The 14,942-nt window shown below is 68.5% G+C and carries 12 protein-coding genes; 8 read left to right on the top strand and 4 right to left on the bottom strand.

Annotated elements, in window-relative coordinates:
- Positions 1-76: 76 nt before the first annotated feature.
- Positions 77-1,603, bottom strand: a complete 1,527-nt coding sequence (locus FAB82_RS09895; RefSeq protein WP_136534381.1) for an alpha-N-arabinofuranosidase — start codon at positions 1,601-1,603, stop codon at positions 77-79.
- 394 nt (positions 1,604-1,997) lie between these two features.
- Here FAB82_RS09895 and FAB82_RS27020 point away from each other — a divergent pair, with 394 nt between their 5' ends.
- The 5 genes from FAB82_RS27020 (at position 1,998) to FAB82_RS09870 (ending at position 7,890) form a co-directional block, all read left to right on the top strand.
- Entirely contained in the window at positions 1,998-2,441 is a 444-nt protein-coding gene (locus tag FAB82_RS27020; protein ID WP_168801518.1) for a helix-turn-helix transcriptional regulator, read from the top strand.
- A 10-nt stretch (positions 2,442-2,451) separates the two neighbouring features.
- Complete coding sequence (locus FAB82_RS09885; RefSeq protein ID WP_136534379.1) at positions 2,452-2,865, top strand: VOC family protein; 414 nt, start codon at positions 2,452-2,454, stop codon at positions 2,863-2,865.
- 2 nt (positions 2,866-2,867) lie between these two features.
- Positions 2,868-5,243, top strand: a complete 2,376-nt coding sequence (locus FAB82_RS09880; protein WP_136534378.1) for an ATP-binding cassette domain-containing protein — start codon at positions 2,868-2,870, stop codon at positions 5,241-5,243.
- A 211-nt stretch (positions 5,244-5,454) separates the two neighbouring features.
- Entirely contained in the window at positions 5,455-6,351 is an 897-nt protein-coding gene (locus tag FAB82_RS09875; protein WP_136534377.1) for a peptidoglycan-binding protein, read from the top strand.
- An 84-nt stretch (positions 6,352-6,435) separates the two neighbouring features.
- Entirely contained in the window at positions 6,436-7,890 is a 1,455-nt protein-coding gene (locus tag FAB82_RS09870) for a class II fumarate hydratase (protein ID WP_136534376.1), read from the top strand.
- Here the strand turns inward: FAB82_RS09870 and FAB82_RS09865 are convergent.
- Positions 7,887-9,104 carry an MFS transporter gene (locus tag FAB82_RS09865; RefSeq protein ID WP_211116493.1) on the bottom strand — a complete coding sequence of 406 codons (1,218 nt, stop codon included), beginning with the start codon at positions 9,102-9,104 and terminating at the stop codon, positions 7,887-7,889. The two genes, FAB82_RS09870 and FAB82_RS09865, sit on opposite strands and share 4 nt — an antisense overlap.
- Before the next feature lie 278 nt (positions 9,105-9,382).
- Here FAB82_RS09865 and ligD point away from each other — a divergent pair, with 278 nt between their 5' ends.
- Positions 9,383-10,291 carry a non-homologous end-joining DNA ligase gene (gene ligD / locus FAB82_RS09860; RefSeq protein WP_136534375.1) on the top strand — a complete coding sequence of 303 codons (909 nt, stop codon included), beginning with the start codon at positions 9,383-9,385 and terminating at the stop codon, positions 10,289-10,291.
- 236 nt (positions 10,292-10,527) lie between these two features.
- A complete protein-coding gene (locus tag FAB82_RS09855) occupies positions 10,528-11,817 on the top strand; it encodes a glycoside hydrolase family 1 protein (RefSeq protein ID WP_136534374.1) in 1,290 nt (429 codons plus the stop codon).
- Between the two features lie 72 nt (positions 11,818-11,889).
- Here the strand turns inward: FAB82_RS09855 and FAB82_RS09850 are convergent, their stop codons facing one another.
- Positions 11,890-12,765 (bottom strand): sigma-70 family RNA polymerase sigma factor, encoded by an 876-nt coding sequence (locus FAB82_RS09850; protein WP_136534373.1) that lies wholly within the window; start codon positions 12,763-12,765, stop codon positions 11,890-11,892.
- A gap of 253 nt (positions 12,766-13,018) precedes the next feature.
- Here FAB82_RS09850 and FAB82_RS09845 point away from each other — a divergent pair, with 253 nt between their 5' ends.
- A complete protein-coding gene (locus FAB82_RS09845; RefSeq protein ID WP_136534372.1) occupies positions 13,019-13,885 on the top strand; it encodes an alpha/beta fold hydrolase in 867 nt (288 codons plus the stop codon).
- 102 nt (positions 13,886-13,987) lie between these two features.
- Here FAB82_RS09845 and FAB82_RS09840 read toward each other — a convergent pair whose 3' ends face one another.
- Positions 13,988-14,902, bottom strand: coding sequence for a homoserine kinase (locus FAB82_RS09840; RefSeq protein WP_136534371.1), 915 nt, complete (start codon positions 14,900-14,902; stop codon positions 13,988-13,990).
- Positions 14,903-14,942: the final 40 nt, after the last annotated feature.

Raw genomic sequence — 14,942 nt, 5'->3', positions numbered from 1 at the left:
GAGCCTATCGCGGACCAGGTCGACGCCCCGGGCCGCCGCACTCGCCATGCGGTGCGGCGGCCGGGGCCGTGGATGTCTACGCGACACTGCCTTCGACGGTCACGAAGGAGTGGGCCGGCAGGTGCACCCGCAGGCCCTTCTCGGTGGCGGTGACCTCGTGGGCCCGCGGCGCGACGGCCTCGAGCGCGGTCGGCTCGTTGTGGCTCTGGAGCGCGTCGGCGGTGAGGATCCGGGAGGCGACCTCGCGGAGCGTCCCGCCGCGCAGGTCGAGGTCGACGTCGACGGCCTCGTCGGCATCCAGGTTGGACAGCGAGAACAGCACCTTGCCGTCCTTGCGGGAGGCCGAGATCGACACGGTGTCCAGCTCGGCCTCGTCCACCTTGCGGCTGGGCAGCCCGGCCGGAGTGTCGACGCGCAGGCTGGCCGCGTCCTGGTGGCCCTTGTTCATCTCGAACACGTGGTAGGTCGGGGTGAGCACCAGGGCGCCCGAGTCGGGGTCGGTGAGGATCATCGCCTGGAGCACGTTCACCGTCTGCGCGATATTGGCCATGTGGAGCCGGTCGGCGTGCTTGTGGAAGATGTCGAAGTGGACGGAGGCGACGAGTGCGTCGCGGAGGGTGTTCTGCTGGTACAGGAATCCGGGGTTGGTGCCCGGCTCGACGTTCCACCAGGTGCCCCACTCGTCCATGACGATCCCGATCTCCTTCGTCGGGTCGTACAGGTCCATTACGTTGGAGTGGCCGGTCAGCAGCTCGTCGGTGCGGGCGGCCTTGACCATCGTCGTGTAGTACTCGTCGGTGGTGAACTCCTTGGCGTCGCCCTTGTTCTCCCAGTTCCCGGCGATCGTGTAGTAGTGCACCGAGACCGCCTGGTAGAGCGGGCGCTCGACGCGCTGGCAGCCGAGGTGGCCCAGCTGCTTCATGAGGGTCTCGGTCCAGTCGTAGCTGAAGTCGGCGGCCCCGGCGGCGATGCGGTAGAGCTTGTTGTCGCCGTAGTTGCGGCAGTAGGTGGCGTACTTGCGGGCGTCCATGGCGTACTGCTCGGCGCTCATATTGCCGCCGCAGCCCCAGGTCTCGTTGCCCAGGCCCCAGTACTTGACCTTCCAGGGCTCCTCGCGGCCGTTCTGCTTGCGCAGGCGCACCATGGGCGAGTCGCCGTCGCGGGTGAGGTACTCGATCCACTCGCTCATCTCGCGGACGGTGCCGGAGCCGACGTTGCCGGAGATGTAGGGCTCGGTGCCGAGCAGTTCGCACAGCGCCATGAACTCGTGGGTGCCGAAGTGGTTGTTCTCCTCGACCCCGCCCCAGTGGGTGTTGATCATGACGGCGCGGTCCTCCTTGGGGCCGATGCCGTCCATCCAGTGGTACTCGTCGGCGAAGCAGCCGCCGGGCCAGCGCAGGTTGGGGATGTTGAGGGCCCGCAGGGCCTCGACGACGTCGAGGCGGATGCCGCCCTCGTTGGGGATGTCGGAGTCCTCGCCGACGTAGAACCCGCCGTAGATGCAGCGGCCCAGGTGCTCGGCGAAGTGGCCGTACACATGGCGGTTGATCTGGGGTCCTTCGACGTCGACATTGACTACGGCCGGGATTGCCTCGCGCGACATGGGTGCGCCTCTCTTGGTGGGTCGATACGGCGGGGCTTACTTTACCGATACAGTTCCGCTTGTCAAGTGGCGGTCTCACCGCATTTCGACGAAGAACTCCCAGGCGAGCCAGCCCGCGAAGACCAGGAGGATCGCGCCCGAGGCCCGATCGAACCAGACTCGCCGCTCCTTCGTCAGGAAGCGGCGCATCCCGGTGGCCGCGCCCGCCGGGATCAGGAACCACGGCCACGAGGCGGCGACCGCGCCCGTGGCGGATCAGGATCGGTCACCGACCCTACTGCTCCGGTGTGATCACCCAGCTAATCCCAAGGCGCGCAATGCATTCCAGGCCCAAGTGGATACCGGATCTTCCGCAGCGCCCGCGATTGTCGGTGGCCTGTGGCACGATAGCCGCGTGACCAGTAAGCCCACTGAGGAGCAACGTCTACGGGACCTGAAGCGCCTGCGTGCGGTCCGCGACCGGATCGACCGCGAGTACGAACGGCCGCTCAACGTCGAGGCGCTGGCCCGCGACGCCCACATGTCCGCCGGGCACCTCAGCCGCGAATTCCGCCGCGCATTCGGCGAGGCGCCGTACAGCTACCTCATGACCCGGCGCATCGAACGAGCGATGTCGCTGCTGCGCCGAGGCGATCTCAGCGTCACCGAAGTCTGCTTCACCGTCGGCTGCTCCTCGCTCGGCACCTTCTCGACCCGCTTCTCCGAACTGGTGGGGATGTCCCCCAGCGAGTACAAACTCAAGCACGCCGATGAAATGGAGGGGATGCCCACTTTGGTCTCGAAATACGTGACCAGACCAGTCAGGAATCAAGAAGCGCCCGCCCGACGCCGAACCTAGAGTTGCGTTCATGGACATCACGATCTTCTCCAGCTTCCTCTTCCACGACGACGCCGAGGCGGCCCTCGGCTTCTACCGCGACGCGCTCGGATTCGAACTGCGCAAGGACGTCGGCTACGACGGCATGCGCTGGCTCACGGTCGGCCCGGTCGATCAGCCCGGCACGTCCATCGTCCTGGCCCCTCCCGGCGCCGACCCCGGCGTCACCGACGAAGAGCGCCACACCATCACCGAGATGATGGCCAAGGGCACCTTCGGGGCGATCCTGCTGGCCACCGCTGACGTCAACGCGACGTTCGAACAGGTCCAGGCCGCAGGCGCCGAAGTCGTTCAAGAACCCACCGACCAGCCGTACGGCGTCCGCGACTGCGCCTTCCGCGACCCCGCGGGCAATATGGTCCGTATTCAGGAGACCGAGAAATAACCATGGCAGCGAACCACCAGCGGCAACCCCACCTCGCCGACAGCCACGACCTGATCCGCGTGTCCGGCGCGCGCGTCAACAATCTCAAGGACGTCTCGGTCGAGCTCCCCAAGCGCCGCCTGACGGTGTTCACCGGCGTCTCAGGCTCCGGCAAGAGTTCGCTGGTGTTCGGCACGATCGCGGCGGAGTCGCAGCGGCTCATCAACGAGACCTACTCGGCCTTCGTGCAGGGCTTCATGCCCACGCAGGCGCGGCCAGAGGTCGACCTGCTCGACGGGCTGACCACGGCGATCCTGGTCGACCAGGAGCGGATGGGCGCCAACCCCCGCTCCACGGTCGGCACCGCCACCGACGCCAACGCGATGCTGCGGATCCTCTTCAGCCGACTGGGGGACCCGCACATCGGCTCGCCGAAGGCCTTCTCGTTCAACGTCGCTTCGATCAGCGGCGCCGGCGCCGTCGTCTTCGAGAAGGACGGGAAGCAGGTCAAGGAGCGTCGCGACTTCAGCATCACCGGCGGGATGTGCCCCAGGTGCGAGGGCACGGGCCACGTGACCGACTTCGACCTCACGCAGCTCTACGACGACACCAAGTCCCTCAATGAGGGTGCGCTCACGGTTCCGGGCTACAGCATGGACGGTTGGCAGGGCCGCATCTACCGCGGCCTGAAGACGATCGACCCGGACAAGCCGATCCGCGAGTACTCCGAGGGCGAGCTGCACGACCTGCTCTACAAGGAGCCGACCAAGATCAAGGTCGAGGGCATCAACCTCACCTACGAGGGCGTCATCCCCAAGATCCAGAAGTCGATGCTGTCCAAGGACCGCGAGGCGATGCAGCCGCACATCCGGGCGTTCGTCGACCGCGTGATCGCCTTCTCAGACTGCCCCGAATGCGACGGCACCCGGCTCAACGAGGGCGCCCGCTCCTCGAGGATCAAGGGCGTCAATATCGCCGACGCCTGCGCGATGCAGATCAACGACCTGGCCGCCTGGGTGCGGGGCCTGGACGAGCCGTCGGTGGCGCCGCTGCTGACCGCGCTGGGGGAGACGCTCGACTCCTTCGTGGAGATCGGGCTGGGCTACCTCTCGCTGGACCGGCCCGCCGGGACGCTCTCGGGCGGTGAAGCACAGCGCACCAAGATGATCCGCCACCTCGGTTCGGCGCTCACCGACGTCACCTACGTCTTCGACGAGCCCACCATCGGCCTCCACCCGCACGACATCCAGCGGATGAACGACCTGCTGCTGCGCCTGCGCGACAAGGGCAACACCGTCCTGGTCGTGGAGCACAAGCCCGAGGCGATCGCCATCGCCGACCACATCGTCGACCTCGGCCCCGCCGCCGGAACCGGCGGCGGCATGGTCTGCTTCGAGGGCAGCGTCGAGGGCCTGCGGAAGTCGGGCACGATCACCGGCCGCCACCTGGACGACCGGGCCTCGCTCAAGGAGACGGTGCGGACCCCCAAGAGCGTCATGGAGGTCCGCGGCGCCACCTCCCACAATCTCCAGGACGTCGACGTCGACATCCCGCTGGGGGTGCTGACGGTCGTGACCGGCGTGGCCGGGTCGGGCAAGAGCTCGCTCATCACCGGCTCGGTCTCGATCCAGGACGGCGTGGTCGCGATCGACCAGGGCGCCATCAAGGGCTCCAGGCGCAGCAATCCCGCCACCTACACCGGGCTGCTCGATCCGATCCGCAAGGCCTTCGCCAAGGCCAACGGCGTGAAGCCCGCCCTGTTCAGCGCCAACTCCGAGGGCGCCTGCCCGACCTGCAAGGGCGCCGGCGTCATCTACACCGACCTGGCCGTCATGGCCGGCGTCGCCACGCCCTGCGAGGACTGCGAGGGGAAGCGATTCCAGGCCGCGGTGCTGGAGTACCGCTTCGGCGGGCGCGACATCGCCGAGGTCCTGGCGATGTCGGTGGCCGAGGCCGAGGCGTTCTTCGGTGAGGGCGAGGGACGCGTCCCGGCGGCGCACAAGATCCTGGACCGGCTCGCCGACGTCGGGCTCGGCTACCTCACGCTCGGGCAGCCGCTCACCACGCTGTCCGGCGGCGAGCGGCAGCGCCTCAAGCTCGCCACCCACATGGGCGAGAAGGGCGGCGTCTACGTCCTGGACGAGCCGACCACCGGCCTCCACCTCGCCGACGTCGAGCAGCTGCTCGGACTCCTCGACCGCTTGGTCGAGGCCGGCAAGTCGGTCATCGTCATCGAGCACCACCAGGCGGTCATGGCGCACGCCGACTGGATCATCGACCTCGGCCCGGGCGCCGGCCACGACGGCGGCAAGATCGTCTTCGAGGGCACCCCCACCGACCTCGTCGCCGCCCGCACCACCCTCACCGGCGAGCACCTGGCGGCCTACACCGGCGCTTAGTCAAGCCACGGTGCCGCCGAGCGCGACCTAAACGCGTTCGGCGGCACCGCTGCGCCGCAACGTCTTCACCCTTGGTCGCCGGGCCGTCCCGCCGCCGTCTTTCGTGGAGCTTCGCTTCATTCAGGGTCTTTTCATCGAAGAATTTCCTCGATATGGTGCTGTGAATATCTCGGGCAGTCGCTTACAAGACCCTCAGAAGGGGCAAATGCGCATGACGACCGACGAATCCTCCGAAACCTCGGCCATCCCCCTCACCCGCTCCAGACGATGGGTCCTCTCCCGCGCCCTCCTGGCCGCGGGCACCGTCGCGGGAGCGGCCATGGTCCCCGCCGTGTTCGCCATGCGGCAGGCCGACGCCGCGACCTCCGTCAACATGGAACTGGTCCTGGTCGCCGCGATGGTCGACCCGCGCAAATCCGGCAGCGACACCACCCTCAACGCCGGACCCCACGTCAAGGTCGTCGAGGCCGCGCTCGACGCCAAGGGACACCTCGACGCCGACCTCGTCGACGGCCACTACGGCAGCACCACCATCACCGCCTACGGCGCCTGGCAGCGCTCGCTCGGCTACACCGGACTCGACGCCAACGGACTGCCCGGCCCCACCTCCCTCACCAAGCTCGGCGAGGACCAGGGATTCACCGTCGACCGCGCCGTCAGCGTCGGCGACTCCTCGGACTCGTACGGCGGCAAACGGGTCAACACCCGCACCAAGAACATGCTGGCCGCCGCCGACGCCAAGTTGTCCTGGAATCTGACCCTCACCCAGGGCTCATACAACACCGGCAACCCCGACTCCGCCGGCACGCACGACGGCGGCGGCGTCGTGGACATCGCCGTCGGCTCCATGTCGACCAACGAACGCTGGCAGACCGTCAAGGCGCTGCGCGCCGTCGGATTCGCAGCCTGGCTGCGCACTCCCGAACAGGGCTTCGACTACCACATCCACGCCAATGCGGTGGCCGACCCCGACATGTCCGGGTCGGCCCAAGCCCAGGTCCACGACTACTTCTTCGGCAAGAACGGCCTCGCCAACCACGCCGCCGACAACACCCCGGCCGACTACCGCGGCACCTTCACCTGGTGGGAGAAGGTCAACCGCGGCTAACGCGACTGTCCCCCAACGCGGCACCGGACCGGCGCATCCTGAACTACGCTTGCAGCCGGCCCAACCACCGTGCGAGGTGACCAGATGACGTCTCAAGCATCCGAGCCGCGCGTGCCGGTCGGCACCGGCCAGACCGGCACGCGCGTCGAGAGCGACTCCATGGGCACGATCGAAGTGCCCGCCGAACACTATTGGGGCGCACAGACACAGCGCTCCCTCATTCACTTCTCCATCGGCGACGACCGCATGCCGACCGAGCTCTACCACGCCTACGCCCAGGTCAAAAAGGCCGCAGCACTCGTGAACGAGGCCGACGGGCGCCTCGATCCGGCGCTGGCGCAGGCGATCGCGGAAGCCGCGGACGAGGCCGTCGCCGGGCACCTCGACGCCGAGTTCCCGCTCTACGTATGGCAGTCCGGGTCCGGCACCCAGTCGAACATGAACATCAACGAGGTGCTCGCCAACCGCGCCAGCCAACTCCTCGGCGGGGAGATCGGCGCCAAGCGCCTCGTCCACCCGAACGACCATGTCAACCTGGGGCAGTCCTCGAACGACAGCTTCCCCACCGCAATGCACATCGCCACCCTGCTGGCGATCCGCGACCATACGCTCCCGCAGCTCGACTCCCTCGCCGCCGCCATCCACGACAAGGCCGTGCGGTGGGCGGACGTCGTCAAGATCGGCCGCACCCACCTCCAGGACGCCACCCCGCTCACGGTCGGCCAGGAATGGTCGGGCTGGGCCGCGCAGCTGCGCGCGGCGAGCTCCAGACTGGAACGCTCGCTGGAGGCGATCGGCGAGCTCGCCGCCGGGGGGACCGCCGTCGGCACCGGCATCAATGCCCCGGCCGGCTTCGGCGAGGCGATCGCGGCGAAACTCGCCGAACTCACCGGCCTGCCGCTGCGCACCGCGCCCAATAAGTTCGCCGCCCAGGCCTCGCTCGACGGCATCGTCGCCGTCAGCGCCGGGCTGCGCGGGGTCGCGGTGGCGGCGATGAAGGTCGCGGGCGACATGCGCTGGCTCGCCTCGGGCCCGCGCGCCGGACTGGGGGAGCTCAAACTGCCGGCCAACGAACCGGGCTCCTCGATCATGCCGGGCAAGGTCAATCCGACCCAGCAGGAGGCGATGATCATGGTGTGCCTCCAGGTCATCGGCGAGGACTCGATCGTCGCGGCGGCGGGAGCGCAGGGCAATTTCGAGCTCAATACGATGCGGCCGATCATCATCGACAATGTCCTGCACTCGGCGCGGATCCTCGCCGACGCCGCCGAGAAGCTCCGGATCTTCAGCGTCGAGGGCACCGAGCTGGACACCGAGCGGATCGCCTCCCATGTCGACCGCTCGCTGATGCTGGTGACCGCGCTGAGCCCGCACATCGGCTACGACCGGGCCGCCGAGATCGCCCACAAGGCCGACGCGGAGGGCACGACGCTGCGCGAGGCGTCGCTGGAGTCGGGAGTCAGCGCGGCCGACTTCGATCGCTACGTCGATCCGGCGTCCATGGTCGGCGATCCCCGGGCGGACGTGGAGCGAAGCTAGCCCGCCTTGGGTTTGCGGGCGGCCGGCGAGCACAGCAGCGCCACCGCGACCAGCACCAGGACCACCAGGAACGTCTTGCGCAGCCCCACCTCGTCGCCGAGCAGCCCGATCAGGGGCGGGCCGACGAGGAAGGCGACGTAGCCGATGGTCGCCACGGCCGCGACATTGGCGGTGGCCTTCTCGGGATCGTCGGCGGCGGCCGACATGCCGACCGGGAAGCCCAGTGCGGCGCCGAGTCCCCACAGGACGGTACCGGCGATGGCGATCGGGGCGGTCGGGCCGATGATCACCAGCAGCAGGCCAGCGAAGGCCAGCATCGCCGATCCGACCAGGACCGGGACGCGCCCGAACCGGTCCAGCAGCGCCCCGCCGCACACCCGGCCGATCGTCATGGCGGTCACGAACAGGGCGAACACCGCCGCACCGGCGGGGTTGGTCAGGCCGTAGCCGTCGACCATGGACAGACTCAGCCAGTCGTTCGCGGTGCCCTCGGTGAAGGCCATGCCGAGCACGATGAGGCCGATCAGCAGCACCCGCGTGTCGGTCCAGGCGGCCAGGCGGGTGCGCCATCCGGCGGCCTCGCCCGGCTCGGGCGCCCGCGGCTTCTCCGACGGCGGCAGGGACCGGACGGCGTGCAGGCCGATGACCAGGACGACGGCCCCGACGGCGGTCAAGTGGACCTCGACCGGGATGCCGAGCTGTTCGGTCAGCGCGCCGACCCCGGCGCCGAGCATGGTGCCGAAGCTGAAGAAGGCGTGGAACAGCGGCATCAGGGTCTTGCCGATGCGGCGCTCGGCGTCGGCGCCCGACAGGTTCATGGACACGTCGAGGATCGAGTTGCCCGCCCCGATCACGAACAGGGCCACCACCAGCAGCCAGAAGTTAGGGACCAGCCCGACAATGAGCCCGGACAGCGCCAGTCCGATCGCGGCCGTCGTCATGAACCAACGGATCGAGGTGGTCGGGCCGAGGTGGGCGATGACATGGCTGGAGGCTATGAGCCCGACGATCGCGCCGATGGCGATGCCGAGGATGAGCAGCCCCATCTCGCGAGTGGTCGCCCCGAGGATGTCGCGCACGTTGGGGACGCGGGCCGCCCAGTTGGCGAAGATGAAGCCCGACATCGCGAAGACGATGAGCACGGCATTGCGCCAGCGCGCCAACCCGGGGTCGGTGCGGCCGAGAGCTGGAGCGCGCAGGGCGGAGTCGGTCACGGTGGTCCAATCGAACTGAGGAGTGGGCCGTACCGTTCGGGCCCGCACACCAGGATGCGCGGCAACTAGCCGTTCGACAAGCGAATTCGACGTCGCTGTGACGCGCGTCCGAAGCGCCGTCGTGAGGCCTCGGCGGAATCCCTGGTCACGGCCGACCCAATCGCCACCTCCGAAACACGCGTCGGTTTGGCGCCGCCACGCCCCGGGTACTTTCCCGCGATGGCGCGGGGTGTGAGCCGGCAAGCCCGCGAGGGACGTCATGAAGGAGACGAACTGAGATGGCCGCGCAAACGCTCCACATCGCCGAACACGACATCGACGTGTCCAGACTCGACAAGGAGCTCTTTCCGGACGACCACGTCAGCAAGGGCGACATGATCGACCACTACCGGTCGGTGGCGGAGGTGATGGTGCCGCACCTGGCCGGTCGTCCGCTGGTGATGCGCCGCTACCCCGACGGGGTCGGCTCGGAGGGCTTCTTCCAGCAGAACGCGTCGGATTACTTCCCCGACTGGATCCGCGTCGAGCGCGTGCCGCAGCGCGGCGGCAGCGGCACGGTCGACCACGTGGTGTGCGAGGACGCCGCCGCGCTGGTGTACCTCGCCAACCAGGCCACCATCGAGTTCCACATCTGGTTGTCCACCATGGAGAACTTGGACTGCCCCGACCGACTGGTGATCGACATCGATCCGCCGGATGGCGTCACGGTCGACACGCTGCGCGCGGTCGCGCGCCGGGTGCGCGACAGGTACGACCGGATCGGGTTGACCCCGTTCGTGCAGGCCACCGGCGGGCGCGGCTTCCACGTGGTGGCGCCGCTGGACGGCTCGTCCGACTTCGATTTCGTCCGGGGCCTGGCGACCGACCTCGCCGACCGCCTCGCCGAGGACGAACCCGACCTGCTGACCACCGCCCAGCGCAAGGCCCGGCGCGGGGGCCGGATCTTCCTCGACGTCAACCGCAATGCCTACGGGCAGACGATCATCGCGCCGTACTCCCTGCGCGCGCGGCCCGGTGCGGCGGTCGCGACGCCGCTGGACTGGTCCGAACTCGGCAATGCGACCCCGAACGGGCACGGTATCGAGTCGATCGCCAGGCGCTTGGCGCAGAAGTCCGACCCGTGGGCGGACCTCGACGCGCACGCCGCCGCGCCGTCCGCCGCCCGAGAGCGGTTCGACGCGTACTGAGCGGAGCCGGTCGTCGGCGAGGGTCGAGAGCGGCGGCGCGTCGATCCGTATCGCCCGAGTCATGCCGATGGGAGGCTGACGCTTTGGTGGGTGATCGCCGATTGTGCGGGGACTGCTGGCCTCCTCCTTCGGCGATCACCGATCTAGGACAAATTAGGGTGGTTTGTTCCGACCATGCGGCCCTTGAATCGATTATCATCGATCACAAGTTACGGGGAAGTAAGGAGTGCTTTCCCATGCGCGCGTTCGGAAAACTGACCGCCTGTCTCGCCCTGTTCGCCTCCCTTCTCATCGTCTCCGCCTCCCCGGCCGGCGCCGATGAAACCGTGGAGCCGCTCCCCGACGACTTCCTCTGGGGCGTCGCCTCCTCCGGATTCCAATCCGAAGGCGACGCCCCCGACAGCAACTGGCTGCGCTACACCGAGAACGGCGACAAGCACGAGCCCTACGGCAACGGCGTCGACTTCCGCCACCGCTATGCCGAGGACATCGCCCTCGCCGCCGACATGGGCGTCGAGGTTTACCGCTTCGGCATCGAATGGGCCCGCGTCGAACCCGCACCCGGGCAGTGGGACGAGGCCGAGCTCGCCTACTACGACGACGTGGTCCAGCACATCCTCGACGCCGGAATGACCCCGATGATCACCCTCAACCACTGGGTCCACCCCGGCTGGGTCGCCGACCAGGGCGGTTGGAAGAGCGCCGACACCCTCACCGACTTCACCGCCTACTCCGAGCGAATCGTGGACCGCTACAGCGGACTCGGCGTCATGTGGGTGACCTTCAACGAGCCGACCCTCTACGTATTTCACGAGATCGACAATGGATCCGCGACCTGGTTCGACGCCCTGGCGCTGTTCGACCGCCTCGCGGCGGCCCACGGCAACGCCTACGACCTGATCCACGAGCTCGACCCCGGCGCGATGGTCACCAGCAATGTCGCCTTCATCCCGGCCACCCCCTGGCTGTTCGACGCGGTCTTCCTCGACAAGATCGCCTCGAAACTCGACTTCGTCGGCGTCGACTACTACTACGGGCTCAGCCTCGACAACCTCACCGCGATCCGCGAGGTCACCGGCGGCCAGGCCTCGGCCCAACCCGACGGCATCTACTACGCGCTTCGCTACTACCACAATAAGTTCCCCGACAAGCCGCTCTACATAGTCGAGAACGGCATGCCGACCGAAGACGGCGCCCCGCGCGAGGACGGACTGACCCGCTCGGAGCACCTGTCCGACCATGTCTACTGGCTCCAGCGCGCTGTCGCCGACGGCATGAACGTCATCGGATACAACTACTGGTCGATCACCGACAACTACGAATGGGGCAGCTACACGCCCCGGTTCGGCCTTTACACCGTCGACGCGGTGAACGACCCCGACCTGGTCCGCCACCCGACCGACGCAGTGCCGACCTATACCGACCTCATCGAATCGGGCGGCGTCCCGGAGGACTACGAACCCGTCGTCCCGCAATCGATCTGCTCACTGATCGACCCGCCGCTGAGCTGCCTGGTCCCAGCCTGACGCACCTAGGATGCGTCTCAGAATCCGATAGGGCCGGATCCAATACCGCCGGAGTGCTTGAACAGTTCCTCATCAGTCGCCGATCACCACCAGGTCCATCGTCGCCAGCAGGTCCGGGTCGGTGATGGCGTCGAGTATCGAGATCCTGCCGTCGTCGCCGATGGTGAAGGTCATGACCCTCGTCGGCAGCTTGGCGCTGCCGGCGAGAGCGGCGACCTTGCCGTCGGCCAGTACCAGCTGGGACCCGGTGGCGAGGGGGGCGAACGCCATCGCACCGCCGGCGACCTGCATGACACCACGCACGATCGGCCCGACCGAGCCGCCATTGCTGCGCGCGACGACATCGGGATCCAGGACCGCGACCAGGGCATCGAAGTCGCCGCCCCGGGCCGCCTCCAGGAACGCCTCCACGATCTGGCGCTGGCGGGACTGGTCGACCGTCAGCGGCTCGCTGGTGCCCTGCACCCGGTGGCGGGCGCGGCTGGCGAGTTTGCGGGCCGCCGCCGGGGAGCGGTCGACGATGCGGGCGATGTCGTCGAAGGGGACGGCGAACATGTCGTGCAGGACGAACGCCAGACGCTCCGCCGGGTCGAGGGTTTCCAGTACCACCAGCAGTGCCTGGCCGACCGAGTCGGCGAGCATCGCCTCGGACTCGGGATTGCCCGCGGGGCTGGGCAACTCGGCGGTCTGCGGTCCGGCATCGGCGATGGGCTGCTCGCGACGGGACTTGCGCGACCGCAAGTGGTCCAGGCAGACCCGGCCGACCACGGTGGTCAACCAGCCGGCCAGATTGTCGATGCCCTCGGAATTGGAGGCGGCCAGGCGCAGCCACGACTCCTGGACTGCGTCTTGGGCCTCGGCGGCCGAACCGAGCATCCGGTAGGCCACCGCCTCAAGACGCGGCCGGTTCGCTTCAAAGCTCTCGGCCAGCCATTCATGGTGGTTCATCGCGGTGCCCCCTCAATATCGGTGTCCCCTAGAGGACGAATCGCGCCGCTCGATTGTGACCGCAGAACCCCGGAGATCGGCTGTGACCTCAATCACCGATGGGATTCGGCTCGGGCGGTCGCATCACCGAGGAGGGCACCCGGGTCGCCGCCGGCGGCACCGGCATCAGCGACGAGACCTGTACGCGGCGATGAATTCGCCCGCCTCGAGGCGTCGGCACACATAGCATCGAAACACCGACGAAGGAGCCATCATGACCGAGCCGCGCACCCACATGCTGGAAGCACCGGGCGCCGTCCTGCACTACGACGTCCGCGAGGGCGGCACCGGCGACGGGCCGGTCCTGCTGCTGATCGGATCGCCCATGGCGGCACCCGGATTCACCACGCTGGCGGGGCACTTCACCGACCGCACGGTGGTCACCTACGACCCGCGCGGCTCCGAACGCAGTGTACGGACCGACGGCGCCGCCGAGACCACACCCGACGAGCACGCCGACGACCTGCACCGCCTGATCGCCGCGCTCGGCACCGGTCCGGTCGACCTCTTCGCCTCCAGCGGAGGCGCGGTCAACGCCCTCGCGCTGGTGGCCCAGCACCCCGAACAGGTGCGGACCCTCGTCGCACACGAGCCGCCCGCCTCGGCGGAACTGCCGGACGCCAAGGAGTTGCTGGCGGTTTGCGAGGACATCCGTGCGACCTACCTGAGCTCCGGTTTCGAACCGGCGATGGTGAAGTTCATCGCGCTCGTCTCCCTCCAAGGCCCGGTCACCGCCGAATACCTGAACGGGCCCGGCCCGAGCCCGGCCGATTTCGGGCTGCCCACCGAAGACGACGGCTCCCGCGACGACCCCCTGCTCGGCCAGAACTTGGTGACCTGCGGGCCCTACCGGCACAATTTCGAGGCACTGCGCGCCGCCCAGACCAGCATTGTCATCGCGGTCGGCGCCGACTCGGGCGAGGAAATGGCCGCCCGCGCGGCTCGAGCCGTGGCCGCTCGACTCGGAACCGAGCCGGTCGAGTTCCCCGATGGCCACGGCGGCTTCCTGGGAGGCGAATACGGCCAGACCGGTAAGCCCGAGGCCTTCGCCGCGGCCCTGCGCCAGACCATCGACGATTGATCTCCGAACCAGGACGGCGGCGCGGACCGGATCCGGGAGAAGCTCGACTAGCGAATGCTCGAATGCGTCGTCGCGGCCGGATCCCCTGTCCCACCTCGCGGTTCAGGCGAGCGCGTCCACATTGCGCAGGTAGGCGATCCAGCTATTGCATTCGTCCACATGGCTCAGTCCGATGGCGGGGGCGGCCCACATGATGAAGGCGGCCGCGTCGACCAGGCCGACCAGGTCGAAGGCGACCGGCAGCAGTTCGCGTTCGGCCTCGGACAGGGGCCTGGTCCGCTCGTATCCGGCGACGACGGCCTCGGCGAGGCCGCGCGACAGGCGTCGGTCATCGCGGTCGACGGCCAGGTAGTGGAAGACGCGCGCCAGGTCGATGATGAGCGGGCCGCGGTTGAGCTCGTCGAAGTCGAGCACAGCGGTAATCTTCCCGTTGGCCACCAGGAGGTTCTGGCGGTGCAGGTCGTGGTGGAGCGGACCCGACGGCAGCGTCCCCAATCGCTTCAGATCCTCACCGGAGGCGTCGAGGAACGTCCGCATCCGCGCGTGCCACTCGTCGACGCCTTCGAGTTCGGGCCGGGAGTCCAATCCCTGGCGGAGGAGGCCGAGGCGGTCGATCACCGGAAGGCCCTCGTCGTTCCAGTCGGCGGTGGCCAGGTGCATCCGCGCCAGGAGCTCGCCGACCTGCTCGGAAAGCGGTTCCGTCATTTGAGTCGGGACATCGCCTGGCACCCAAGGGAAGACGGCGATGGGGCGTTCGGCCTCGACCACCAGTTCGCCGGTGCCGGTCCGGTACGGCGCGGGCGTCGGATATCCGCGTTCGGTGAGGAACGAGACCAGTCGCAGCTCGGCGCGGACCTTGTCGATGCCGGACACGCGGTACTCGCGCACCACCACCTCGCCCCGGTCGGTGGCGACGCGGAAGTTGCCGTTGTCCTCGCCGCCTTCGAGCGGTTTCGGGTCGCCGGCGGGCCGGAGGCCGAATTCGGCCAGAACCTTGGGAAAGTCGATCTGGTACATGGTCTCCGTCGTTCGATTCTCTGCGGTGGCGGCAGCGGGC

It is taken from the genome of Glycomyces buryatensis (genome assembly GCF_004912275.1).
In the GTDB taxonomy this organism is placed as follows: Bacteria; Actinomycetota; Actinomycetes; order Mycobacteriales; family Micromonosporaceae; genus Glycomyces; species Glycomyces buryatensis.
This window is presented reverse-complemented; position numbering and strand designations above follow the sequence as displayed.